The organism is Arcticibacterium sp. GJ41-1 (genome assembly GCF_055808875.1).
The window spans coordinates 3453852-3478174 of sequence record NZ_CM147888.1 but is presented as its reverse complement, the minus strand read 5'-3'; the positions used below and the strand labels follow the sequence as shown (position 1 = coordinate 3478174).

The window sequence follows — 24323 nt, the reverse complement described above, 5'->3', positions numbered from 1 at the left end:
TTTGGAACATATGTCCAAAGGAAAACTCATAGAAGCAAAACCTTAATTTATTGGCTCTACGATAGTAAATAGTAAATCAGAACGGTAATGATAACTAAGACTAAGCCCATTACATTTGCCCACTTCCAAGGTTTTGAAACGTCTTTTACTAGCTCTACTACTACTTTATCTGTTGGGAATTGTTTTGAAACCAAAATCATGATAACAAAATTGAGTACGAACTCAATACCCCAAATATGCACAAAGTGAATGCCTGAGTCAAAGATGAAGGTAGTCAGAATGTAGAAAAGAAAACCAAAGAACAGCCCTGCTTTGGCACCATTAGCATTAACAGATTTGGTGAAAAAGCCAGCCATTAATATAGAAGCAATAGGAATAAAGAAAATTCCATTCAATTGCTGTAGCATTTGATAAAGTCCTTCAGGTGCTTTGGCTACTAATGGAGCCGCTACAATAGAGAAGACTGCTAGAATAACGGCTACCCACTTTCCTGTTATTACAAGTTTAGCCTCAGAAATGTTTTTATTGAAATGCTTTTTATAAAGGTCAAAACAGAAAATGGTGGATGCGGAGTTAAGAACGCTATTGAATGTACTTAAAACGGCTCCAAGTATCACTGCCGCAAAAAGACCTGTAAGGCCAGCTGGTAATACCTTCTTTACTAATAAAGGATAAATGATGTCAGGATTGTCATAGTATTCAGTTTGAAAATAATAGAAGGCTATTAAACCTGGTAATACAATTACCAAAGGGATAAATATCTTAAGGACACCCGTGTAAAGCAGTCCTTTTTGAGCTTCTGCTAAGTTCTTGGCTCCAAGAGCTCTTTGAATGATGGTTTGATTCATTCCCCAGAAGTACAATTGATTTATCATAAGTCCTGTGAAAAGAACAGAAAAGGGGAGTACGGAGTCTTCGGAACCTATAATGTTGAATTTCTCAGGAGCAAATTCGTAGACTTTGTTTAATCCAGTAAGCATACTGCCATCCCCAATTTGCCAGAGTGCTAAAACAGGAATAAGTAGTCCACAGAACAAAAGACCTATGCCATTCAATGTATCGGAGTAGGCCACCGCTTTTAAGCCGCCAAAAATGGCATATGCAGAACCTATAAGGCCTATGACCACTACGGTGTACCAAAGGCCCTCCGTTTGTGATATTCCCAAGTTGACAGAAATGTCAAAAATGCTTTCTAAGTTTAAAGCTCCAGAGTATAATACAATAGGTAAAAGTGTCACCACAAAAGATACCATCAAAAATGAGGCGACTAAAGTTCGGGTTAATGAGTCAAAACGACTTTCTAAATATTCAGGGATAGTGGTTAATCCCATTTTAATATAGCGAGGTAAAAAGTATAAAGCGGCAATCACTAAAGCAATGGCGGAGGTCACTTCCCAAGCAATTACAATAATTCCGTTTTTATAAGAATTACCGTTCATTCCTATGAGGTGTTCGGTAGAAATGTTGGTCAATAACATGGAGGCTGCTATGACAGGACCGGTTAAAGATTTGCCTGCTAAAAAATAGCCTTTTTCGCTGCTAAGGTTTTCATTTTTAAGTCTGTACCAGACAAATAAAATTACGGCTAAAGTGAAGCCAAAGAAGCCAATAAGAGTTAATATCATTACTATGGGTTAGGGTTTGAGAGCCAAATTAGTTTAAAAATCTTAGGCATCAAAAGTTTTGTAATTCAAAGAATTCATGTGAAATTTGGTAGAAATAAATACGAAAATATGAATAAATCTTTTTCAAAAAAGGAGCTGAATCCATTAGCCAGCATAGAAGAATGGGAAGATGACCTGTTAAAGAGGTATCCAGAAGAAACCAAAGAAAAGGAAGAATACAGAAATTATACTGATTCTGAGAGGGTAGATACCGTAAAAGAGTTTTATAAACTCAATCATACCTATCAAACTTATGATTTTGTTACAAAAAAAGAAGAGGAATTTTTGAAGTTTGATAAGAAAGAAATGTCTCTTTGGGAGGCAGTGGATTTCTTAAATACTTTGGTAGATGATTCCGACCCTGATACTTCTTTAGATCAGCTTCAGCATTTGTTACAAACTTCAGAAGCCATCCGTGCAGACGGGCATCCAGATTGGTTTGTGCTAACCGGTTTTATGCATGACATGGGTAAGGTCTTATGTCTTTTCGGTGAGCCTCAATGGGCGGTAGTAGGAGATACATTCCCAGTGGGTTGTAAACACTCTGATAAAATAGTTTATCCAGAGTTTTTTGAAGCAAATCCAGACAGTAAGGACGAGCGATATAATACTAAATATGGTGTTTATGAGCCAAACTGTGGCTTAGAGAATGTTAAGATGAGCTGGGGACATGATGAGTACCTATATCAGATGACAAAAAACTACCTACCAGAGGAGGCTTTATATATGATAAGGTATCATTCTTTTTACCCGCAGCATAAAGAGAATGCTTATAGTCACCTAATGACAAAGCATGATCACGAGATGTTTAAATGGGTAGATAAGTTTAACCCTTATGATCTTTACTCAAAAGTGCCTACACCTCCTGATGCAAAGGCTTTGAGACCTTACTATGAAGATTTGGTAGCTAAATACTTACCAAGTACTTTGAAGTTTTAAGATAAAAAATAGATGTATATAAGAAATGCCCCTTAGGAAATCCTAAGAGGCATTTTTGTTTTATAGTTTTGAATAAATTACATATTCATTTTCTTTAACTCATTTACTGCAAAATCAGCAGCTCTGGCGGTTAAGGCCATATAAGTTAAAGAAGGGTTTACACAAGAAGATGAAGTCATAGCCGCTCCGTCAGTAACGAATACGTTTTCAGCACCCCAAACTTGATTGTTCTTGTTAAGAACAGAAGTTTTTTCTTCTCTACCCATTCTTGCAGTTCCCATTTCATGAATACCAATTCCAGGAGATTTCTCCTCGTCTTTGTAACCATTTACATCTTGGAAACCAGCAGCTTCTAGCATGGCGATGGCTTCGTCACGCATAGCTACTCTCATTTTTTGCTCATTATCTCCCCACCAAGCATCAAATTCAATAACTGGAAGACCCCACTGGTCTTTTTCGTCAGTTAAAGTCATAAGGTTTGACTCGCTAGGTAATGTTTCACCAAAACCTCCAATACCCATAGTCCATTGTCCTGGAATAGTCGCTGATTCTTTGAAAGTGGCTCCAAAAGTAGCATCAGTAGGAACTCCTCTTCTTCTTTGAGCTCTTCCTTGATAACCAAAACCTCTTACGAAATCTCTTTTGTCGCTGCCCCAGTTTGTAAACCTAGGAATATAGATTCCGTTTGGTCTGTTACCATAGTAGTATTTGTCTTCCCAACCGTCAATAACTCCACCGGCTCCAGAAGATAAGTGGTGGTCCATGATGTTTCTTCCTAACTGGTCAGAAAGGTTACCTAAACCATTTGGGTGTCTTTTAGATTTTGACTGCATCATAATCCAAGCAGAATTAATAGCCGATGCATTCAAGAATATAATTTTAGCGAAATACTCTATTTCTTCTTTAGTATTTTGGTCAATGGCTCTTACACCAGTGGCTTTTCCTAAATCGTCATCATAGATTACTTCGTAAACAATCTTGTCGTTTATTAAAGTCAGGTTCTCTGTTTTCTTTGCCGCAGGCAAAGTAGCAGATTGCGTACTAAAGTAAGCTCCATAAGGACACCCTCTAATACACTTGTTTCTAAATTGACAGCTACCTCTTCCTAAAGCAGTTTGCTCTTCGGTAGGTTCTGTCAAATGGGCTACACGACCAATAGTGGCGTGTCTGCCATCAAATTTATTTTCTAGTTGCTCTCTGAAATGCTGCTCTACGCAGTTCATTTCCATTGGTTTTTGAAATTGACCGTCAGGAAGTACATCCCAGTTTTCTTTTTGACCAGAAATACCAGCAAATTTCTCTACATAGTCATACCATGGAGCTAAATCACCATATCTGATAGGCCAGTCTACACCGTTTCCATCTTCTAAGTTGGCTGTGAAATCTTTTTCATTCCATCTGTAAGACTGACGTCCCCACATTAAAGAACGACCTCCGGTATGGTATCCACGAATCCAGTCAAATCTTCTTTTTTCTTTATAAGGATGGTCTATATCTTTTTCAAATAGTCCACGATTTCCTTCATTAGCCGCGTATCCTGTTCTTTTAACAGCCCAGTATTCTTCTGCAGCTGTTTTGTCTAATCTACCTCTGTGAGGGAAATCCCATGATTCTTTCATCATGTCTTCATAGCCGCTAACATGAACCACGTCACGACCTCTTTCTAACATCAATACTTTTAAGCCTTTTTCTGTTAGTTCTTTGGCTGCCCATCCTCCAGACACACCAGAACCTACTACTATGGCATCAAAGGTGTTTTGTTCCTTTGCTTTTCCTTGAATATTCATTCTTAAAGTTTCTTTTAAATTTTAGTTTGCCTTACAGTGCGTAGGCTTTTTGACCTTCTTTTAATGGAATACATCCTTCATATCTTCCTGGGATAGGCACATAATCTAATTCTTGTGTTGCACCAATTTCAGAAGTAAAGTATCCAAATAAGGTAAGCTCTTTCATGATGTTAAAGAAAGGTGTCACTTTTTCAGCAGCTTTTCCATCATCTTTAACTTTTCCTGTTTCAGCGTCAATCTCTTTAACTTTTTCCGCTTCTTCTTTTTCGGTGCTAGCAGCAGCTTCCATGCCTTTTAGAACTTCGTTTTTTTGTTCATTACTTAATGATACAAATGAACCTCCAAGTTCTTTTGACTTACTTTCTAGAGCCTCTAAGCCTTTTTTGAAGTGTACTCCTTGGGCATCAGAATAGCAATCCCTCAGCATTGTTTCTATGAAAGGCCCCACACCAGCTTCTTTGGCTCCAGGAGTATCAGTGGTAGGAATTATAACCTCAGCTATTTCAGCTACAAGACTTTGGTAGTCGGCTGATAGGTTAAATGGAGTGCTGGCTGTGTCTTTAGGAGTACAACCTTCCATTAATGCCATAATTGTAGGGGCTGAAACAGCTCCTCCCATAAGAATGGCAACGCGATTTAATGCTTCTCTTCTATTCAATTGTCGTCGCTTATTTATAGATTAAAATGAAATATTACTATGAAAAGGTGAATTTAAGGGCAATTAGCCTTTAAGACAAGAATTGGGCGGTTTTTCCTCTGATTATTTAACGCAAACGTTTGTACGAAATGATGAAATGCCCTTTTTAGTCTATTTGGCCATTTTTAGAAAGTGCAATGCTCTTTTAGAGGCGAATTAGAGCTTGGAAGCAGTGTTTTTATAGGAAGTTAATCTTGAAATAATTTAATCTGGAATGTTTCGTTCTGTTTTGTAAAGTGAACATGAGTGTTCTTGATGTATGACTTATTGAGTATTTTTGTTTGATAAGTTATACATTGATGTTGATGTTTGTTGACTTTTTTATTTTAAGGTATTTGGAAGCGATAAGAAAAGTACTACTTTTGTCTCAAAGTCATTTAAAACTTATAAAGAAACAATTAAAATGAAAGTTGCAGTAGTTGGAACAGGTTATGTTGGTTTAGTAAGCGGAACATGTTTTGCCGAAACCGGTAATACCGTTATATGTGTGGATAATAACCCTCAAAAGGTAGAAAGCCTTAAAAAAGGGAAAATGACCATTTACGAGCCAGGTTTAGATGTGCTTTTTGATAGAAATACAAAAGAAGGCCGTTTGACTTTTACCACTTCTTTAGAAGAAGGGATAAAGGATGCAGAGGTTATTTTCTTAGCTCTGCCAACACCTCCAGGTGAAGATGGCTCAGCAGATTTGAAATATATATTAGGTGTAGCGGATGATTTGGGTAAAACCATGAAACAATATGCCGTAATAGTAGATAAGAGTACGGTGCCAGTAGGAACTGCTGAAAAAGTAAGAGCAGCTATAGCCAAAAATGCTACAGTTGATTTTGATGTAGTTTCTAATCCTGAGTTTTTACGCGAAGGGGTGGCGGTAGATGATTTCATGAAGCCAGACAGAGTAGTGGTAGGAACGGAGTCTGAAAGAGCTCAAGAAATAATGAAGCGTCTTTATGCTCCATTAGTACGTCAAGGTAATCCAGTGATTTTTATGGATGAGCGTTCTGCTGAAATGACAAAATATGCTGCAAACTCTTTCTTGGCAATGAAAATTACCTTTATGAATGAGATTGCTAATCTTTGTGAAAGAGCAGGTGCCGATGTAGATAATGTAAGAAAAGGAATAGGTACGGATAGTAGAATTGGTAAGCGTTTCTTGTTTCCTGGTATTGGTTATGGTGGTAGCTGTTTCCCGAAAGATGTACAGGCCTTAGGTAAAACTGCAGCAGAATATGATTACGATTTCAAAATTTTGAAATCAGTAATGAAAGTTAATGATAAGCAGAAGACCAAAATGATGCCTTTAATAAAGGATTATTTTGATGGAGAACTTAAAGGGAAAACTATTGCCATTTGGGGTTTGGCGTTTAAGCCGCATACTGATGATATTAGAGAGGCACCAGCTTTGTATAATATTAAGTCTCTAAGAAGAGCAGGAGCAAAAGTGGTTGTTTTTGACCCTGAAGCTATGGATAATATTAGAGGAGAAATAGGACGTAAGGTGAAATATGCAAAGTCTATGTATGAAGCTATTGAAGGAGCAGATGCATTGATGATTATGACCGAATGGCCAGAATTCCGTTCTCCAGATTTTGATAAAATAGGGAATGCATTAAAAAACAAAGTTATCTTTGACGGAAGAAACCTTTATGACCTAAATAATATGGAGAACAAAGGTTTTACATATTATTCAATAGGAAGAAAAGTAATAAACGGCTAATTTTATCAAATGAAGAGGATTTTAATTACGGGTGGAGCAGGTTTTTTGGGTTCACACCTTTGTGATAGATTTATTAAAGAAGGGTATCACGTAATAGCGATGGATAACCTTATAACAGGTGATTTAAGAAATATTGAACACTTGTTTAAACTAGAAAATTTTGAGTTTTACCACCATGATGTTAGTAAATACATTCATGTGCCGGGTGACTTAGATTATATTCTTCATTTTGCCTCGCCTGCGTCGCCAATTGATTATTTGAAAATTCCCATTCAGACCTTAAAAGTAGGTTCTTTAGGAATTCATAATTGCTTAGGACTAGCTAGAGTTAAGAATGCGAGAGTTTTAATAGCCTCTACTTCTGAAATTTATGGTGACCCTCAGGTTCATCCTCAAACAGAAGACTACTGGGGACATGTAAATACAGTAGGACCTAGAGGTGTATATGATGAAGCTAAGCGTTTTCAGGAGTCTATGACTATGGCTTATCATACATTTCATGGCGTAGAAACCAGAATAGTAAGGATATTCAATACTTATGGACCAAGAATGAGATTGAATGATGGTCGTGTAATTCCTGCTTTCATGGGGCAAGCTTTGAGAGGAGAAGATTTAACGGTTTTTGGTGATGGTAGTCAAACACGTTCTTTCTGTTACGTAGACGATTTGATTGAAGGTATTTATAGATTACTTCATTCTGACTATGCTCAGCCAGTAAATATTGGTAATCCTATCGAAATTAGTATCGCTGATTTTGCTGAGGAAATTATCAAACTTACCAATACAGACCAGAAGGTAATTTATAAAGATTTGCCTGTAGATGACCCAAAACAACGTCAACCAGATATTACCAAAGCAAAAGAAATTTTGGATTGGGAACCTAAAGTTGGTAGAGAAGAAGGTTTGGCTATTACTTTTGATTATTTCAAAGGTTTTACAAGAGACAGACTTTTTGATGAAGCAAAGCATAAAGAGTTTTAAAAGAATTTAAATAGCTATTAAAGCCCGAAGATTGATGTCTTCGGGCTTTTTTTATGTCTGATCCTTCTTTTCTAGAAGCTGAAAAATGAGTAAACTCGCAAAACTTTAACCATTAAATAAAAATTGAAAAGAATTTTAGGAGGCATCTTACTGCTATTTCTGCTCCAATCCTTTAATGTATCGGCTCAAGAACTTTCATATTATCGTGCTAAATCTCCTCTAGAAACTTTGGAAGAAGTTAGTGCTAAGCACTTTATTGGTTTCGAAGAAAAAGTAAGTGAAGGGGCTAAGAATGGAGTGTATTGGATTAAGATTGAAAACGATTCGGAGGATGCCGTATGTGAGTTAACGTCTGCACATTTAAAGGAAGTTGATTGTTATATTGAGGGGGTAGTAACTTCTTCTATTGTAGGTTCTGTTTTTCCTTCTTTTAAAATTCCAGCTAATCAAACAGTTTACTTTAAAGTGAATTGTGATAAAGAGGCCTTTATTCCGGTTAAGCTTGTTAATGCAGAGAGCTTTAATCAGCTTGAAAATAGAAGTTTGTTAACTTCTGGGATTTATTACGGATTTACTTTGATGGTGATAGTAATGAACTTGTTTTACTTCTTTAGTATGAAGGAAAGAAGTTTTCTTCATTATAGTATTTTCCTTTTTTTTATAAGTGCAGCCATTTTTCAGAGAGATGGCTTTCTTCATTTAATTCTTGGCGGGGAAACATATTTGTCGTCGCATTTAGAAATACTAACACATTTTTTTGTGGCCTTGTCCGGAACTGTGTTTGCCATTGATTATCTGAATATGGAGAGCTACTGGAAGCAGTATAAGTTGCTTTTGTTTTCTATAAATGGATTGATACTTGTAAGTTTTTTCGCATTTATAGGCACTGATGATTTTCTTTGGATGAAGGTGTCTGAGGTGTTGTCTATTTCTATTTTAATAATAATTTGGGTAACAGGGGTATTTCTTTTTCGTAAGAATAATTATTCCAAAATTTTTGTAATAGCGTACTGTGCCATATTATTTATGGCTTTCGATTTCTTTATTTCACCGCTTATGGGGTGGGCTAATTTGGGCATTACCACTAAATATTTAAAAATAGGAGGGATAGTGGAAATGCTTCTTTTAAGTTATGCGGTGGTTTATAGAATGCGTGTAATTCATAGAGATCATAAAGTTATGGTGAGGCAGCTTTACGCCTATACTAATCAATTAAACTCTCTAGAGGAAGAGTTAGAAAAGCTAAATGCTGGAAAGGAAAATGAAATTACAGCAGATGTTTTAAGTTCAAGAGAAATAGAGATACTGGAGCTAATAGCGGCAGGAAGAATAAACAAAGAAATAGCAGAAGAGTTATTTATATCAATAAATACAGTGAAGTATCACACTAAAAAGCTTTACGCTAAATTGAATATTAAAAGTAGAAGTGAAATTCAACCAAGCTTTATTGATTCTTTGAATTGATATAAAAGAAGCGAAAACTGGCTCTAATTGCTTGTTTTACCCTGCCACTACCCACAGACTACCCGCTAACTACCCTTAGTTTAATTGCTTCGTAGCGGCTTTTGACCGAATTTCGCTGTTGAGACTTGTAGCCATGGAAGACTGATTAACTTCCAATATCTAGTCCACTATAAACAGATTGCATCGGAATAGTTATGATTGGCTATTTCCGATGCTTTTTTTGTTGAGGCTCAAATTGATAATGTTAATTATCAATTTGACATGTAAGAACGAGCTACTCATGTTAACAAGTGCTTTTTACTAAGACTAAATTTTTGATAGTTTTAAGTGAGCCTTTTTTCCTTCTTTTAACACTATTTTAATAACTTCTTTGATGTCTTTTTCGGATGTTCTGAAGTTGACAATGCAGGCTCTCAAACAATACTTTTCTTTCACTAAAGCATTTGACAAAAAAACTTCTCCGCCAGCCTGAAGTTGATTGAGAATTTCTTCATTTAGCTTATTAAGGTATTCTTCATTTTGACGGTTGCTCGAAGGGGTATACCTGAAAGTGGTAATACTAAGGTTTTGAGAAACGGCTTCTAGTTCGTCTTCTTCATTGGCTAAGTCAAAGAGGATTTCTGAAAGTTGAATATCTTCACTGATAAGTTTTTGGTAACCACTACGACCGACTTGCTGCAAGGTCATCCAAACTTTTAAGGCCCTAAAGCCACGTGAGTTTTGAAGTCCATATTCATAGAAATTTTGAGCTATCTCATTTTCGTGATTGCTAAAGTTGTAGTATTCAGGATGTGAGCTGAACGTGTCAATTAAGTGCTGCGGATTTTTTACCAAAGTACAGCCGGCTTCTAAAGGGCTATAAAGCCACTTGTGAGGGTCTAAAGCTATGGAATCGGCCTCAATCATTCCTTCAAATAAATACTGTTGCTCTGGAATAAGAGCTGCAGGGGCACCATATGCTCCATCGATATGAAACCACAAATTATGTTTTTTACAAATAGTCGCTATATCAGATAGCTTATCTACCACGCCAGTGCTCACATCGCCAGCTGTTCCTACCACCATAATGGGTTTGTAGTTATTTGTGACATCACTATGTATAGCACTTTCTAATGCTTCAATGTCCATTCTGTTGGCATGGTCAGTTGGTATCCAACGTACTGCCTTTGTACCTAAACCGAATAAAATGGCAGCTTTTTCAATCCAGGTATGGGTAGCTTTAGAACAATAGATAGTCAGTTTATCACTAATACCATCTTCTTTTACGCTTTTAGGAGCTTTAGCAGTTCGAGCAGCTAAAAAGGCTGTGAAGTTTGCCATATTACCACCACTGACCAAAATGCCACCATAGTTTGGCGAAACACCAATGAACTCAGCCAGCCATTGAATGGTTTGTTTCTCTATTTCTGTGGCCATAGGGCTTAAAATATGTGCTCCTACGTTCGGATTGACAGATGCCGCAAGTAGGTCTGCCAATGCCCCAATAGGAGCTGCAGATGAGGTTATATAGCCTAAGAACTTTGGATGGCCATTCAGAAGAGAATGGTTGAAAAGTAAATCTGTGGCTTTGCTAATGATGTCGTTTACTGGAATTCCGTTTTGGGGTAAAGACGAACTACCCAATTTAGTTTGTAATTGGCTAGGCTTTTCGTTTGGTGTAACTGGTCTTTTATCTATTCCTTCAATAAAGTCTGAAATTTTATCAATCAATTCATAACCAACCTTGCGAAACTCTTCTTTGTCTATTTCTATTGATGATTTTCTGATTTTTGTCATGGCTGAAATGAGCGTAAGGGTTAGTCTTTGATTGAGAGTTTATTTAGTTCAAAGCTTATTGAGAAATGGAATTTACCTTTTACCAAAGCTATAAAAAAAACTCATAAGGCCATTAGGCTTTATGAGTTTTGAAATCAGTGACTTAAATGCTTTTATAAAGATTGAAACTAAGGTTTCATAAACGCTAAATCTAGTTTGTCGTTATAATGCTCTTGTAATTTCTCTAGCTCTGCAAATAGTTCTTTTACTTTTCCTTGATAATCTGAGTTTTCTGCCAAATCATTCAATTCGTTTGGGTCGTTTTTCAAATCAAAGAGTCTCAGTTTATTCGCTTTTGGGTAAGCTATCAGTTTAAAATTGTCTTTCCTTACCATTCTTTGTAATCCCAAATAGCAGCCATAAACAGCATCTAAACCTTGACTATTTGAAACATTTGTAGCTAAAGGAATTAGACTATTAAACTCTACAAAGTCAGAGTTTTGTACGCCAGCTACTTCTAATGCAGACGCCATGATGTCTTGTAAGAAAACGTCTTGGTCAAGTGATGCTCCTTTAGGTATTGATGGTCCTTTGACCAATAAAGGTACCCTCATACTATGGTCGTACATGTTTTGTTTCCCCATAAGTCCATGGCTTCCTATTGCTAAGCCGTGGTCTGCCGTGAAAAAGACATAAGTATTTTCATCTAATCCTTTGGTTTTTAGCTCAGAAAGTATGCCGCCTATTTGCTCATCAAGGTGTGTTATGAGGGCGTAGTACTCTCTTAAATGGGTTTTTATTGCTAATTCCGTTCTAGGGAATGGAGCTAGAGCTTCGTCTCTTAATTTATAGCCAAGGCCAATTTCCTCATGAAAGTCATAGTCGGTTCTGAAGTTTTCAGGCAGTTCAATATCCTCTACAGGATACATGTCAAGGTATTTTTGTGGCGACTGGCGTGGGTCATGCGGAGCATTGAAGGCAAGGTACATAAAGAAAGGATTATCTTTCTTAGAAGCTTTCTCAATGAAACTTAGTGCATCATCTTTTAATACTTCTGACCAGTGTTTTCCCCCTTCCCAAAAACCACTTCTTCCTTTATCTGTTGGGTTCCATGATGTGTCGGTAGCACTTAAAGGGCGGTTATAGCCTGCAGGCATAATGGCAGGATATTTAGCATCACCTTCTTTATACTCTTTCATTAGCTGAGGATGATTTGCGGCATCGTTTGGCATTCCTGGTCTAATGTGTAGGGTATTTTGAAAAATATCATCGGCAGGAACATCAACATGCCATTTACCAGTCATATAAGTGTCATAACCGGCACTTTCCATTAGTTTTGGCCATGTGTTAGCTATTGAAAGGGAGTCTTTAGCATGCCATTTTTTTCTATTTTGATTTGCATTCCAAACCGACATGCCTGATATCAGCATTGACCGCGAAGCGGTACAAACAGCACCACTCCAGGAGCCCATATTATAGGCATGAGTAAATGAAGTTCCTTCAGAATAAAGTTGGTCAATGTTCGGCGTCTTAACTTGATGATTGCCTAAAGCACCAATGGCCTTATATGTTTGGTCGTCTGTAAATATTAGAACAACGTTTGGTTTCTTTTCTTTTTGACAAGAACCAAAGAGGAGGGCTAAGCTCAATAGTTTTAGTATAGGGTATTTCATGTAATAGGTTTTATGTGTTTTAAAAATAGTGATAAGTTTTTCCTGAACAATTAGAAGAGCGTGTAGAACCTATTTTATGGCATAAAGTTGCCAGAATAATACCAGAGCGTGATGAGTGTCAAAGCAAAGGCATAGCTTGTGAGGTGGATTTGAGCAATAAGAAAAGATGTGGAATCTAGTTTTCTTTTGATACCTATTTTTAAAATTCAACCAACCTATTTGTGGGAGAATTCATTTTAAAGACATAAGTTTTAGTGAAATATGAAAAAGTACCTATTGCTATTGCCTTTACTGGCGTTTGGCTGCGAAAAACTGACGGTTGAAGATGAAGTTATCACAGACCCACTTATGAGTAGCTGCTTATCTGAGAAAGTAGAGAATTTCTCAAAAGACCAAAGCTGTGAGAGCAATGTGAGTATTAAGTCTTATGAATTTCAAGGGGAGTTTGTAATTGTTTTTGACCCAGGAAACTGCGGTGCTGATATGGCAGCAGAGGTTTTTGATATAGACTGTGAGCGTATTGGTCTCTTGGGAGGAATAACTGGTAATACGGAAATTAATGGAGAAGAATTTTCAAATGCCGTTTTTAAGGAAACGGTTTGGGAGAAATAGTGCAATAAGTTGCCAAGTTTTCTTGGTATCTCATTCTATGAATCTTTCTCAAAGAAATCTCTAATTCTTCGGGTCTTATCTTTTCCTACTAGCGTAATTAGCTCTTCTTCTGTAGCTTTTCTTAAGTTTGAAATGCTTTTGAAATGATTAAGAACCTTGGTGGCTGTAGGTTTTCCTATGCCTTCAATAGATTCTAAGCTGCTATTAATAAAAGCTTTACTTCTTCTGTTTCTATGATGTGTGATACTGAAACGGTGAGCTTCGTCTCTACAGCGTTGAATTAACTTAAGCGATTCTGACTTTTTGTCAATATAGAGGGGCAAGCTGTCTTCTGGGAAGTAAATTTCTTCCAACCTTTTCGCAATACCAACTATTGGGATTTTTCCATAAATGCCCAAATCTTTAAGTGCAGAAACTGAAGCTGAAAGTTGACCTTTTCCGCCATCAATAACTATAAGGTTTGGCAAGTCTTCCTTCTCTTCCAGCAGTCTTTTATACCTTCTGTAAACCACCTCACGCATGGTACCGAAATCATCAGGTCCTACTATGGTTTTAGGAATATAATGACGGTATTCTTTTGTGCTAGGTTGCCCATTCCTGAATAGTACCATGGCCGATACAGGGTTAGTGCCTTGAATATTAGAGTTATCAAAACACTCAATATGCCTAGGAAGCTCTTTAAGCTGTAAGTCTTGTTTTAGCTTTATTAAAACTCGGTCACGCCTGTTAGTAGCTCCACTTTTGGCAATAGCCTCTCTTTCGGCTTTTTCGTGACGATAATACATCACGTTTCTTAAGCCCATCTTAATAAGCTTCTTTTTGTCGCCAATTTTAGGGACAACTACTTCAGCCTTAAGGTCGGTGTCAACTTCTATATTACTGAAAATCTCTTTGGCTTGACTGTCATATTTAAGCCGTATTTCAAACATGACTTTCTCTAAAACTTCATCATCGGGCTCTTCTAGCTTTTTCTTTACCTCTAAAGTTTGAGTTTGGATAATGGTTCCATTACTTATTTTTAGATAACAGATATAGGACGCATCGGCATCCGACTGAATCACAAAAACGTCAGCATCTTTTATAGACGGATTTACCACTGTAGCTTTAGCCTGATAGTTACTCAGAAAATCTTGTTTTTGTTTGTATTCATGAGCTTTTTCGAACTCTTGATTCACAGCAGCCTCTTGCATTTTTCTTAGAAAATACTCTTTAGCGGGAGCAAGGTTACCTTTAAGGATGTTATGAATTTGGTCTATCTCATGCATGTAATCAGCCTCTGCCTGTAAGTCTTCGCAAGGACCAAGGCAGTTGCCAATATGGTATTCTAAACAGAGCTTATACTTTCTGGCAGCTACGTTTTCTTTTGACAGATTATACTTGCAGGTTCTTATGGTGTAAAGCTGGGTAAACATGTCTAAAAGAGCATGCATGGCTTTTACATTAACGTAAGGCCCGTACATTTTTCCGCGTTGTTTATCTTCTATTCGTCTCGTTTTAATGAGTCTTGGAAAGCGTTCGCGGGTGACACAAATATAAGGATACGTTTTATCGTCTTTTAGTAAGATATTGAACTTTGGCTGAAGTTCCTTTATCATGTTATTCTCTAATAAAAGAGCTTCCCATTCTGAAAGCACTACGGTGTATTCTAACTTTCGGATAGTTAAAACGAGCCTTTTTGTTTTTCTATCTGCACTGTCAAAATTGTAGAAATAGCTACTTATTCTATTTTTGAGATTTTTGGCTTTGCCAACATAAATTATGGTGTCGTTTTCATCAAAGTACTTATAAATCCCTGGCTCATTAGGTAATAGCGGAATTCTAGTCTTATAATCAAATTTGATGTTTGCCATACTTACTTAATACCAAAAGTTTTCTTAATAAGATAAGAGAAAACCTTGCTTAAAAAGTTCAAAAAGTGGAAACGTTCTGGGAAGTATAGATAACGTTTAGGCTCAATTGGGTTTGGTTTGGTATAGGTTTGATAGATGTTTTTAAAGTACACCCATTTGTTGAAGCCTGAATCTTGAGATAACAATAAAATTTGTTCGTAATGAAGCCTCGGAAGTGTGGTTGCCCAAGTTTTGCCTATGTTCCAATATCTTATGGTTTTGGGATATGCTTTATATTCGTAATCTATTAAGAGTTCTTTAATGTACGGGGGGAGCTCTACATTCAGTTTGTTAGATATAAGGAAAAAGCCATTCAAAAAGACTGTAGACATTTTTGTTTGACATGCTATTGTATATGCTTTGGGCCAGTCAAAATTGTCTCCATATTTCTCGAGAAATGCTGCCAAATCAATTAAGTGTTTTAATCTTAACCAGAATTCTTTGGCTCCATGATGATTTACTAATGTCCAGAAAATTTGTTCCGTATCTGTTTCTAGGCTTTGAATGAAATCAACAGGGAGCTTGTAGGGTAAAAAACTATGATGAATGTCCCAATGGAGGTCTACATGGAGATTTTTTTTTATTAAGGGAGTTTCACATTGTTCGGGTGCCTTCTCAAAAAGACTAATATAGTCTTCAATACTGCTAAAAATTTGAGGTATACTGAAAGTATAGCCATCAGTCCAAAGCAATACCAAGGCTGAGGGAAGTTGTTCTTTATTGACAAGTATATCCATATCTCCAGCTTCCCTGAGCCCTGTGGTGTAAAGAGCTTTTTGATAAGCCACTCCCTTAAAAGAAATCATAGGAATAGAAGCTTTTTGAAAGACTGATTCTAACCTTTTAAGTTCCAAAGAGTTACTTAAATGAGATACTGCTTGAGCAGTAGAGAATATCTCAAGATTTTTCAGGAGCTTATTTGGTACTTCAATCTTGGAGTCTTTAAGTATATCATAAACAATAGGTCGAATTGCATGAAACTCAAGTGCTTTCTCAAACTTTTTCCAATTGACTTTTGAAAACAGTGCTTGGTCAAGTTCCTTTTCGGTATGAAAATAGACATTAATGATGTTTAGAAATGCTGCAACTTCATTACTTAGCTTCATACTCACTTGTCATGTTTTGAACAAAAGTACCCAATGCGTCAAAGCCATTTGGCCTGTTGAATTTCACTATTTTACTGGTAAGAGAAAGTTTAACAGCAGATTTGAAATGATTTGCATGAACAAGACCTCTTAATATTTGATGCGGTAGAGGAAAATGTTTTAGTAGTTCAATGGGAACATTTAGCATATTGAGAGGCTCTGAGTTTTCCTCTAAAGTAAGAATGTTAATACTTTTTAATTCGCAGGGTTTGGTAGGGAAACTGTCAAAGTCTTGAGAGATTAAGTATTTTTTATTCCCCTCAAAAGATGGTCGGAGTAGAGAGGGCTCTACATTTAAACCTTCTACCGTGTTGTCCCATATTTTAAACTGTGGAAAGGCAGGAATAAGCATAGGCCTGTCTTTTTCTAAGTCAATAGCTACCAAATCATCTGTTAGAATAGTTTGGTTAATTTTCCAAAAAGCAGCTGCAGTTGTTGATTTACCGGCTCCTGGTTCTCCCACAAAAACATGTGCCTGTTTACCAATTAAAACAGCACTGCCATGAAGTAGGAATATATTTCTTTGAAGTAATAGAATTCCAATGGCTTCGCTAAGAAGGAACAATTTTAAAGTTTGTTGGTCGTCGCCTAAATCCTGGTAAAGAAGTTCCTTTCCTGCACTAATTTGACACCTTACTATGCCCTCCCAGTTAAGTATTACGGTTTTATCTTTAAATGCAATAGAAGCCTGAACTCCTTTTCTAAAAACATTAGTGAATTCAAAATCTTCTTCGGGAATAACAGCTTTCTTTATGGTAACATTAGCACTTTCGCTGCTAGGCTGAAGCATGTCAGAAAAGTCAATATCAGCGTTTATGTTTAGTCCAAAAGCTAAATAATTCAATTTTGTTACGGTTTTTATTCCCAAATCCAGAGTGGCAGGTAATCAAAGTTAGGAATTTCTCCAATAAGAAACTCACCTTTTCGCTCTACCCATGCATGAGCATCTAAATTTGTGGTGGAGCTTGGTTGAATACCTATAATTAATTTACTGTCTTGAAATTGTTTCTTAAAGCACAATGCTTGAGGTAAACAACTGAATGTTTGAGGTCGGATAGTAGCGAAACGTTTTATTGCTAATTTGTAAATTTCTTCTGAAAATATGGTTTTTGGATTGCTACTGATAGTTTTGTAGTAGTTTTTGAAACTTTGGAATTTGAGAACCCTTAAGGCTACGGTAATACGCAGCATATTCCAAGCTGCATGATATAAAGCCCTTTTCTCTTCTGATGGAAGTGCGACCAGTTTATTTAACTTCTTCCACAAGTCCTTCATTAATTAGGTCATCTAAAAGGGTATTTAAATCGGAACTACATTCTTCTTTAGCTACATCAAAGTTCTCTAAGACTTCACTAATTAATAGTTCTTTGCTGGCTTCTTTCTCTTCTAAGATTTTCCAAACGAAGGTACCTACTTCATTTAAGGAGTAATAGCTTCCTTTTTCATGATTAAGGATAACAGACTCTCCTGATAAAGAAGTGGAGACTTGTTTTTCTGTTAGCTTATATGTTTTATTCATTTAGTGTTTTTGCTTAAGATTCGCAGTTTATAACTCCCTTTGTTATCAAATATGGTAAAAGAACGTATAAGGTCAAACCCTTTACTAAAAAAAAGAAAAAACCAGCCCAACCTAGCTTTTTGAGAGACATAAACCATTTCTTGTTTTCTATATTTTTAAACATATTGTATTTTCAGAATTTACTGAAAGTTGACTATGAGTTGAAAATTATGAAATATCTAAATTCTGCTATTTGAGAAAATTCTGCTGAAAGCCTAATGTTAGGTGTTAATAGAGCCTTTTTAGCGTGATTTATTTCGTTTGTTAATTGATTAAATTCTGTGGCATATTCCGTTATTTCACCTATTAAAAGTACATTTTGATGTAGCCTACTTTTATCTATTTTTTTCCAATCTATTGCATAATAGCAATTTAATTGGGGTGTATTGTATGTCAAATGACAGCCTTTGCCATCAAAAAGTAAATAAGTTTCTTGCTCATCACCCAATGGAAGAAGGCTTTCCGCTAGTTTAATAGTGATTTTCTTTTCACTGTAAAATTTAAAAAGGAAATCAAGTTGTTCTTTATTAGCTTGAAATATAATTGAGTTTTGGTCAGTTCTGGCATAAAGAATACTCGAACCTTTTTCAGGCGTTCCATAAAGCGTTTCCCAAACTTGACTTGCCAGGTCGGCATCTATTTCACCAGGTACCACAGTTTTCTTGGTAGAGTGTAGAATGACCTTTATAGTCTTCCAAAATCTAGCTGCTAGATAAGGGTGTTCGTTAAAAATGGATTTAATAAATTCATTTTGGGTTTGATTTACTGGGTACTGAAAATCTTCTAAACTAATGAAGGTGCCTTCAGCCTTAATAGCAAACCTGAAATAGGTAGCTCCAATTTCAATACAGAGGTCATACTGTTCTATATTTTCTATCGAAAACTTCTCAGGTTTTATGAGCAAAACTGGTTCTATATATCCTATGTCTTCAATCAAAATTCAAATACTTTAAAAGGAAATTTGGTTTGCAATCCTTGTCTAAATTTTCAAAGTCGCTTCTACTAAACCAGCTTAATTGGCTCAAAACCAAAATTTCTTCTGGGTCATGACCTAGTTCAGCATTTCCTGTGATTTTTTCTACTTCAAAGTAGTACTCAATGGCATGTAATGGAGATACAATGTATTGATTCAAATATAAGAGTTTTTTGACTTTTATTTTTAAACCAGTTTCTTCCTGAAATTCACGTTTGAGGCCTGAAATTAGGCTTTCTCCTTTTTCTAATCCGCCGCCAGGTACATTCCAAAAATAGTCTTTTTTGCCTATTCCGTCATGCTTTAGCATTAAAATTTTACCGTCCTGAATTATAACGCCACAGGTTCGTACTCTTATCTTATTTCCGTAGTGTTGATGGACTTGCTCTTTGATATTTGAGGGCATTTAGTCTTAACTTTTGCTCAAAATTAGCGTATTTCGTGCCTACATCAATGAGCAAATGTCAATAAAGAGGCACTAGGCTTTAATTAAGAAACGCTTATGGCTGAAGAAATACCAAAACCGTCGGAATTACTACAAAAGAAATTTAAGTTTGAACCTACCCAAGGACAGTTAAGACTGTTTGAATTAATGGATACTTTCTTGGTGGAGGAAGATAAAGATCGGTCAATTTTTGTACTAAGAGGCTATGCAGGTACGGGTAAAACTACCTTTCTTAGTTCTTTAATGAAGGTTTTACCAAAATTTGGATGGAAGTCGATATTGATGGCTCCTACGGGTAGGGCGGCTAAAGTAATGGCAAGCTACTCTAAACGCCAAGCTCAAACTATTCACAAGAAAATATACAAACAGAAAGAGGATTCTTATACTGGAAATTTTGCTTTTGAGTTGCAAAAAAACAATGCCGAAGGAGTCCTTTATATTGTAGATGAGGCATCTATGATAGGTGATAAGCGTGAGTTTGGAAAAGACAGCTTATTGAGTGATTTAATAAAGTATGTTTTTGATGGAGCTGGAAATAAATTGCTCCTGATTGGTGACGAGGCTCAGTTGCCACCTATTGGTATGGAGTACAGCCCGGCATTGAACGCCGAGCATCTTGAAAATCAATATTTTGCTGATGTGATGGGAGTCTCTTTGACCGAGGTTACGAGGCAGCAGGAGGGCTCTGGTATTTTGGTGAATGCCACTAAAATTAGAGAAAATATTGGAGAGCAAAATCCATCTATGAAATTTGAAACTAAGGCTTTCAAAGATATTTTCAGGATGACTAGTGAGCGTATTGAAGATGGATTGCGATACGCTTATGAAAAGTATGGGCAGCAGAATACTATTGTTATTACACGGTCAAATAAAAACGCGGTTCAGTATAATCAGTACATCAGAAATAGAATTCATGGCTACGAAAGTGAGTTAGAGAATGGTGATATGCTAATGGTGGTTAGAAATAATTATACTGTTTTAGGCGAAGAGTCAGAAGCTGGTTTTATAGCAAACGGAGAGTTTGCGGAAGTAAAACGTTTAGTTAGGGAGGAAGAAATGCATGGTTTTAGATTTCAGCATGTTACATTACAGTTGGTAGATTACCCTAACGACCCTGAGTTTGACACCATGATACTTTTAGACACATTAAACTCTAATTCGCCTACACTCAGTAGAGAAGAAAATAAAGAGCTTTATGAGTCTGTTCTCAAAGATTATTACTGGGTAAAAACCAAAAAAGAAAGGTCTGAGCTATTAGCTGCAGACCCTTATTTAAATGCTCTTCAAGTAAAATATGCCTACGCTTTAACTTGTCATAAATCTCAGGGTGGTCAGTGGGATGCGGTCTTTGTAGACCAAGGTTATATTCCTAATAACCAGATTGACTCAGATTATCTTAGATGGCTTTATACCGGACTTACTCGTGGTGTAAAGGAGGTTTTCTTAGTGAATTTTAATGGAATGTTTTACTAGGATATTTTTAACTGAAATTGCGATAAAAAACTCAAAACATCTGGGTAAGAGAATTTAGCACCTTTTACTTTGTTTTGAGTGAGTTCAAAGTAATAGTTGCTAGCGGTCTTAAAGTCGGCTTGACGTAGGTCACATTTAGTAAATGTAGTGCCAGAAAGTTCCGTATCTTTGAAAGATACTTTCTGCAGGTCACAAGTCTCAAAATCACATTCTTTAACCGCACAAGATTTAAAACTAATGTTTTGAAGCTTTTGGTTTCGGAAACTGCAGACTTGTAAAACACTTTTGTCAAAATGCATTTCTGTTAAGAATATACTCAAAGAAGAAAAATCAACGCCAGTAAATTTACAATCGATAAATAAGACATTCTGAAGCTTGGTCCCGTAAAAATTTACATTGGTGAATTTGCATGAGCGAAAAACACAATCTTCAAAATTAGAATCTAGGATTTGGGTTCTGTCAAATTCTAATTTTTCAAATTCTTCTTCTTCAAAAGTTCTCTGCGTACTATTCCTGAAACGTTCCATCTCTTAAGTTAAAAGTAAATGTTTGCTTATTTTCTTCAATGATTTTATCGCCCATCTCTTCCATTTCTATTTGTTTCTGCTTCAAAGAAATATGAATTTGGTTCTCTTCCTGTTTAGACTCTAAAATAGACTCAAAAGCCATAGGAGGGTCTGCTACAGTATAATTTGAGCCAATTTGAATAGTTCTTTTTAAGGTATTCTTTTCGAAAAAAGAAACAAAAACGTCAATGCCATGGTAATAAGGACAGGCCTCATAAGAACTATATTTTATGAGCCATAGTTCAGCTTTTTGTATTGAATTTAGCGGGATTTTCTTAAGCAGATATGCCTCAGCGTTTTGCAAAAATCCAATGTCCATTTTTGTTAAATAATCTTCATAAAGACCATTCCTTTTTAATGAATCTATTCTCAAGAATTCAGGAATGACCTTATAAAAATGTCCATTAATCTTAAGAGGGATTAATTTTGAAGAAAGAAATTCTACAGTTTCTCCTGATAATCCTGATTCAAATTCAAGCTGCTCGGAAAGCTCATGAAGTAAAACAGAATCTATCTTCGGAATAGCATTTGATACAGGTTCTTCGTTTTCAATCTCATTTTTTTCTAACATCTTGTTTTCTGAATAACAAGATGTTAGACATAGACCAACTAACAGTGTGAGCAGCCCTTTCAATGCTTACTTTTTTACTAGTTTCTTTTGCAATTCCTCTAAAGAAATACCTTTGGTTTCAGGCATCATTTTCCAAACAAAGAGAAGCTGTAATATCATCATGAAAGTGAAAATAAAGAACACAGCTGATGCTCCAATACTCCCGAATAAAAATGGAATCATGGAAGGTATGGCTGCCGCCAAAATCCAGTGAACACTACTTCCAAAAGCTTGTCCATCTGCTCTCAAATGGTTAGGGAAAATTTCCGCAATAAATACCCAAATAACGGTTCCTTGACCAATACCATGAGCGGCAATGAAAAGGAAAAAGAATATAGGAATAGAAAGTCCTTGCCAACCTTGCATAAAGGCTATGGCAACTAAAGAAAGGGAAATAATATAGCCAAAAGAACCCCAATACATGAGTTGTCTTCTACCTGATTTATCAATAAGGGATAAACCAAGGTAAGTGAAAATAATATTGACAACACCTATTCCTACACTGCTTAAAAGTGCTGAATCTTCACCTAAACCAGCTAATTCAAAAATTCTTGGGGCAAAGTATAAGAAGGCGTTAATACCAGAGAACTGATTGAAAAAAGCCATCAGGAAGGCCAGTATTAATGGGAAACGGTATTTTGAACCATAAATGCTTTCCGATTTTGAAGACGAAGCCATGTCGTCTTTTATAGCTTTTATTTGTGCTGTGGTTTCTTCTTCAGTTAAAGTGACTCTAAGTATCTCTGCGGCTGCGGCCTCATCATTTTTATGGCTAATTAGCCATCTAGGGCTCTTTGGGACACCAAAAACTAAAAGAGAATAAATAAGAGCGGGAACTGCTTCTATACCTATCATCCATCGCCATGCTTCATGCTCAATGCCGCTAAGTAGGAAGTTTGATAAGTAGGCCACCATGATTCCAAAAACGATATTGAACTGGTAAAGAGCAACCAGTTTTCCTCTTTTCTTTGCAGGTGCTATTTCTGCAATATAGGTTGGGGCTGCTACGGTAGAAGCTCCTACTCCTAAACCACCAATTAGTCTAAAAGCTGCAAATACCCAAGGGTCTGTAGCAAAAGCTGAGCCTAAAGCGGAGACTAAAAAAAAGACTCCGATAAGAATCAATGTCTGTTTTCTACCTAGTTTTTCAGTAGGAATGCCACCAAAGATGGCTCCTATTACGGTTCCCCACAGTGCTGATGAGATAATTACAAAGCCATGAAAAATGTCTCCTTTGTTCCAAAGTTCTTGTAAAGATTGGTCGGCTCCAGAAATTACTACGGTGTCAAAACCAAAAAGGAAACCAGCCATGGCCACGGTTATGGACCAGTAAAAGAGTTTGTTAGAATTCATTATTGATAGAAGTAGGGTTAAAAAATTAGACTCTCACAAATAGGAGAGAGGTTTTTAATAGCACTAATATAGTATTTAAACCTTAATCAGCTTCCAGAAAACTCACCTTATGTAGACGAAGGAAGTCTTTTATGACATTGACATGAACGCATTCTCCTAAATGAAGAAAAGAATAATTGTTTACCAATTTGTCTTCTCCATCTACTTGGATGGGCTTGTTTTCGAGGTCAAAACCAAGGTGCAAATGTTTGGTACGAGACTGCATGCCGTAAATTGTCCCGTTTTGGTCAAATAAAGGGCCACCGCTTTGCCCTCTAAGGCCAGGTGTGCTGAGTTCAATACCTGCTATTTCGCCCTTATTATCTCCTATAAAACGGGTTACCATGCCATCAATAGGAAATTGGGGGGACTTACTAACGCCTTTCTTTGTCCACTCTATTTCATCCTTTGTTTTATTAAATCTGAAATTTGAAAATTCAGGAAAGGGGTAGCCTAAGCGGCAAAGGCTTTTGCCCTGCTTTATATCTTCAGATGTTTTTTTGAAAACAGGGAATGTGTTTACGTTGAGCTTTGAAAAACCATTGAACTTCAAAATGGCTAAGTCGTGCTCTGAATGAGTATGAATGGTTAAGTTTTGAATGTTATCCGCACAATTGATAAACTTGGTTTTGAAATCAATCAGGCTTTTGGTGTGGTAACCAAATTTCTTTTGAAGTTCGTTTTGAAGGCCTCTTGAGGTAGGGCTTTGAGCTAGTTCGCCCTTGTACTTTTTATAGGTTTGATTTACATTATTGGCATTTATCAAAACATCTGCCACATGTTTGCAGGTAAGTGCATAGCCCTCATCATTCACAAAAAATAAGGTAGCAGCACCAGGGATAATTTTATCAGAACCATAGTTTCTTACAATGGTATGCAGGGCTCTAGTAAATCCAGAAGCAGTTTCTATGGCATTAATGAACATAGGAAATGTGTTTATATTTTTGGGAATATAAGTAGTTCAAATTCAAATGTTGTTAAAA

General features: G+C 36.4%; 21 protein-coding genes and 1 pseudogene. 6 read left to right on the top strand and 16 right to left on the bottom strand.

The annotated features are described in order from the left end of the window. Window positions 1–56 precede the first annotated feature (56 nt). Window positions 57–1625 (bottom strand): solute:sodium symporter family transporter, encoded by a 1569-nt coding sequence (locus AC0L6O_RS14450; RefSeq protein ID WP_473303328.1) that lies wholly within the window; start codon window positions 1623–1625, stop codon window positions 57–59. 108 nt (window positions 1626–1733) lie between these two features. On the opposite strand from AC0L6O_RS14450, the gene AC0L6O_RS14445 reads away from it, so the two are divergent. Then, on the top strand, window positions 1734–2603 hold the full coding sequence (locus AC0L6O_RS14445; RefSeq protein ID WP_473303327.1) for an inositol oxygenase family protein: 870 nt from the start codon (window positions 1734–1736) through the stop codon (window positions 2601–2603). Between the two features lie 77 nt (window positions 2604–2680). Here the strand turns inward: AC0L6O_RS14445 and AC0L6O_RS14440 are convergent, their stop codons facing one another. Together AC0L6O_RS14440 and AC0L6O_RS14435 are read right to left on the bottom strand one after the other, a co-directional pair. Continuing rightward, window positions 2681–4390 carry a GMC oxidoreductase gene (locus AC0L6O_RS14440; RefSeq protein WP_473303326.1) on the bottom strand — a complete coding sequence of 570 codons (1710 nt, stop codon included), beginning with the start codon at window positions 4388–4390 and terminating at the stop codon, window positions 2681–2683. Window positions 4391–4421: 31 nt separating this feature from the next. Then, window positions 4422–5048 carry a gluconate 2-dehydrogenase subunit 3 family protein gene (locus tag AC0L6O_RS14435; protein ID WP_473303325.1) on the bottom strand — a complete coding sequence of 209 codons (627 nt, stop codon included), beginning with the start codon at window positions 5046–5048 and terminating at the stop codon, window positions 4422–4424. 442 nt (window positions 5049–5490) lie between these two features. On the opposite strand from AC0L6O_RS14435, the gene AC0L6O_RS14430 reads away from it, so the two are divergent. The 3 genes from AC0L6O_RS14430 to AC0L6O_RS14420 all read left to right on the top strand — a co-directional run bounded on the left by AC0L6O_RS14430 (window position 5491) and on the right by AC0L6O_RS14420 (window position 9249). Further along, window positions 5491–6804, top strand: a complete 1314-nt coding sequence (locus AC0L6O_RS14430) for a UDP-glucose dehydrogenase family protein (RefSeq protein WP_473303324.1) — start codon at window positions 5491–5493, stop codon at window positions 6802–6804. A 9-nt stretch (window positions 6805–6813) separates the two neighbouring features. After that, complete coding sequence (locus AC0L6O_RS14425) at window positions 6814–7785, top strand: UDP-glucuronic acid decarboxylase family protein (protein ID WP_473303322.1); 972 nt, start codon at window positions 6814–6816, stop codon at window positions 7783–7785. A gap of 123 nt (window positions 7786–7908) precedes the next feature. Then, window positions 7909–9249 (top strand): 7TM diverse intracellular signaling domain-containing protein, encoded by a 1341-nt coding sequence (locus tag AC0L6O_RS14420; protein WP_473303320.1) that lies wholly within the window; start codon window positions 7909–7911, stop codon window positions 9247–9249. A gap of 306 nt (window positions 9250–9555) precedes the next feature. Here the strand turns inward: AC0L6O_RS14420 and AC0L6O_RS14415 are convergent, their stop codons facing one another. After that, the gene (locus AC0L6O_RS14415) at window positions 9556–11025 is read right to left on the bottom strand and encodes a pyridoxal phosphate-dependent decarboxylase family protein (protein ID WP_473303319.1); all 1470 of its coding nucleotides are present in this window, start codon (window positions 11023–11025) and stop codon (window positions 9556–9558) included. A 167-nt stretch (window positions 11026–11192) separates the two neighbouring features. Next, complete coding sequence (locus AC0L6O_RS14410) at window positions 11193–12677, bottom strand: sulfatase family protein (RefSeq protein WP_473303318.1); 1485 nt, start codon at window positions 12675–12677, stop codon at window positions 11193–11195. 261 nt (window positions 12678–12938) lie between these two features. Between AC0L6O_RS14410 and AC0L6O_RS14405 the strand changes: the two genes are divergently transcribed. Then, on the top strand, window positions 12939–13289 hold the full coding sequence (locus tag AC0L6O_RS14405; RefSeq protein WP_473303316.1) for a DUF6970 domain-containing protein: 351 nt from the start codon (window positions 12939–12941) through the stop codon (window positions 13287–13289). Window positions 13290–13324: 35 nt separating this feature from the next. Here the strand turns inward: AC0L6O_RS14405 and uvrC are convergent, their stop codons facing one another. From uvrC to AC0L6O_RS14370, 7 genes are all read right to left on the bottom strand, one after another. Further along, window positions 13325–15139, bottom strand: coding sequence for an excinuclease ABC subunit UvrC (uvrC, locus tag AC0L6O_RS14400; protein ID WP_473303314.1), 1815 nt, complete (start codon window positions 15137–15139; stop codon window positions 13325–13327). Window positions 15140–15141: 2 nt separating this feature from the next. After that, window positions 15142–16284: a nucleotidyltransferase family protein gene (locus tag AC0L6O_RS14395; RefSeq protein ID WP_473303313.1), complete on the bottom strand. Its 1143-nt coding sequence runs from the start codon at window positions 16282–16284 to the stop codon at window positions 15142–15144. Further along, window positions 16271–17167 (bottom strand): serine kinase, encoded by an 897-nt coding sequence (locus AC0L6O_RS14390; RefSeq protein WP_473303312.1) that lies wholly within the window; start codon window positions 17165–17167, stop codon window positions 16271–16273. The genes AC0L6O_RS14395 and AC0L6O_RS14390 overlap by 14 nt, the downstream gene beginning before the upstream one ends. 14 nt (window positions 17168–17181) lie before the next feature. Continuing rightward, window positions 17182–17598, bottom strand: coding sequence for a lasso peptide biosynthesis B2 protein (locus tag AC0L6O_RS14385; protein WP_473303310.1), 417 nt, complete (start codon window positions 17596–17598; stop codon window positions 17182–17184). Continuing rightward, entirely contained in the window at window positions 17570–17842 is a 273-nt protein-coding gene (locus tag AC0L6O_RS14380) for a PqqD family protein (RefSeq protein ID WP_341224748.1), read from the bottom strand. Before AC0L6O_RS14380 ends, AC0L6O_RS14385 begins: the two co-directional genes overlap by 29 nt. 193 nt (window positions 17843–18035) lie before the next feature. Continuing rightward, on the bottom strand, window positions 18036–18818 hold the full coding sequence (locus tag AC0L6O_RS14375) for a DUF3822 family protein (protein ID WP_473303309.1): 783 nt from the start codon (window positions 18816–18818) through the stop codon (window positions 18036–18038). Then, on the bottom strand, window positions 18811–19260 hold the full coding sequence (locus AC0L6O_RS14370; RefSeq protein WP_473303308.1) for an NUDIX domain-containing protein: 450 nt from the start codon (window positions 19258–19260) through the stop codon (window positions 18811–18813). The genes AC0L6O_RS14375 and AC0L6O_RS14370 overlap by 8 nt, the downstream gene beginning before the upstream one ends. Window positions 19261–19356: 96 nt before the next feature. Between AC0L6O_RS14370 and AC0L6O_RS14365 the strand changes: the two genes are divergently transcribed. Further along, a complete protein-coding gene (locus AC0L6O_RS14365) occupies window positions 19357–20772 on the top strand; it encodes an ATP-dependent DNA helicase (RefSeq protein ID WP_473303306.1) in 1416 nt (471 codons plus the stop codon). Here the strand turns inward: AC0L6O_RS14365 and AC0L6O_RS14360 are convergent. The 4 genes and pseudogenes from AC0L6O_RS14360 to AC0L6O_RS14345 form a co-directional block, all read right to left on the bottom strand. Further along, complete coding sequence (locus tag AC0L6O_RS14360; RefSeq protein WP_473303304.1) at window positions 20769–21299, bottom strand: pentapeptide repeat-containing protein; 531 nt, start codon at window positions 21297–21299, stop codon at window positions 20769–20771. The two genes, AC0L6O_RS14365 and AC0L6O_RS14360, sit on opposite strands and share 4 nt — an antisense overlap. Further along, complete coding sequence (locus tag AC0L6O_RS14355; protein ID WP_473303302.1) at window positions 21280–21909, bottom strand: hypothetical protein; 630 nt, start codon at window positions 21907–21909, stop codon at window positions 21280–21282. Before AC0L6O_RS14355 ends, AC0L6O_RS14360 begins: the two co-directional genes overlap by 20 nt. 66 nt (window positions 21910–21975) lie before the next feature. Then, window positions 21976–23310: pseudogene (locus AC0L6O_RS14350) on the bottom strand (sugar porter family MFS transporter); the annotation flags it as partial. A 73-nt stretch (window positions 23311–23383) separates the two neighbouring features. After that, window positions 23384–24265 (bottom strand): S1 family peptidase, encoded by an 882-nt coding sequence (locus AC0L6O_RS14345; RefSeq protein ID WP_473303301.1) that lies wholly within the window; start codon window positions 24263–24265, stop codon window positions 23384–23386. Between the last annotated feature and the right edge of the window lie 58 nt (window positions 24266–24323).

Coding starts and splice junctions, on each gene's coding strand:
- AC0L6O_RS14450 (WP_473303328.1), bottom strand. CDS start 1,625: ATGATATTAACTCTTATTGGCTTCTTTGGCTTCACTTTAGCCGTAATT.
- AC0L6O_RS14445 (WP_473303327.1), top strand. CDS start 1,734: ATGAATAAATCTTTTTCAAAAAAGGAGCTGAATCCATTAGCCAGCATA.
- AC0L6O_RS14440 (WP_473303326.1), bottom strand. CDS start 4,390: ATGAATATTCAAGGAAAAGCAAAGGAACAAAACACCTTTGATGCCATA.
- AC0L6O_RS14430 (WP_473303324.1), top strand. CDS start 5,491: ATGAAAGTTGCAGTAGTTGGAACAGGTTATGTTGGTTTAGTAAGCGGA.
- AC0L6O_RS14425 (WP_473303322.1), top strand. CDS start 6,814: ATGAAGAGGATTTTAATTACGGGTGGAGCAGGTTTTTTGGGTTCACAC.
- AC0L6O_RS14415 (WP_473303319.1), bottom strand. CDS start 11,025: ATGACAAAAATCAGAAAATCATCAATAGAAATAGACAAAGAAGAGTTT.
- AC0L6O_RS14410 (WP_473303318.1), bottom strand. CDS start 12,677: ATGAAATACCCTATACTAAAACTATTGAGCTTAGCCCTCCTCTTTGGT.
- AC0L6O_RS14405 (WP_473303316.1), top strand. CDS start 12,939: ATGAAAAAGTACCTATTGCTATTGCCTTTACTGGCGTTTGGCTGCGAA.
- uvrC (WP_473303314.1), bottom strand. CDS start 15,139: ATGGCAAACATCAAATTTGATTATAAGACTAGAATTCCGCTATTACCT.
- AC0L6O_RS14395 (WP_473303313.1), bottom strand. CDS start 16,284: ATGAAGCTAAGTAATGAAGTTGCAGCATTTCTAAACATCATTAATGTC.
- AC0L6O_RS14385 (WP_473303310.1), bottom strand. CDS start 17,598: ATGAAGGACTTGTGGAAGAAGTTAAATAAACTGGTCGCACTTCCATCA.
- AC0L6O_RS14380 (WP_341224748.1), bottom strand. CDS start 17,842: ATGAATAAAACATATAAGCTAACAGAAAAACAAGTCTCCACTTCTTTA.
- AC0L6O_RS14370 (WP_473303308.1), bottom strand. CDS start 19,260: ATGCCCTCAAATATCAAAGAGCAAGTCCATCAACACTACGGAAATAAG.
- AC0L6O_RS14365 (WP_473303306.1), top strand. CDS start 19,357: ATGGCTGAAGAAATACCAAAACCGTCGGAATTACTACAAAAGAAATTT.
- AC0L6O_RS14360 (WP_473303304.1), bottom strand. CDS start 21,299: ATGGAACGTTTCAGGAATAGTACGCAGAGAACTTTTGAAGAAGAAGAA.
- AC0L6O_RS14355 (WP_473303302.1), bottom strand. CDS start 21,909: ATGTTAGAAAAAAATGAGATTGAAAACGAAGAACCTGTATCAAATGCT.
- AC0L6O_RS14345 (WP_473303301.1), bottom strand. CDS start 24,265: ATGTTCATTAATGCCATAGAAACTGCTTCTGGATTTACTAGAGCCCTG.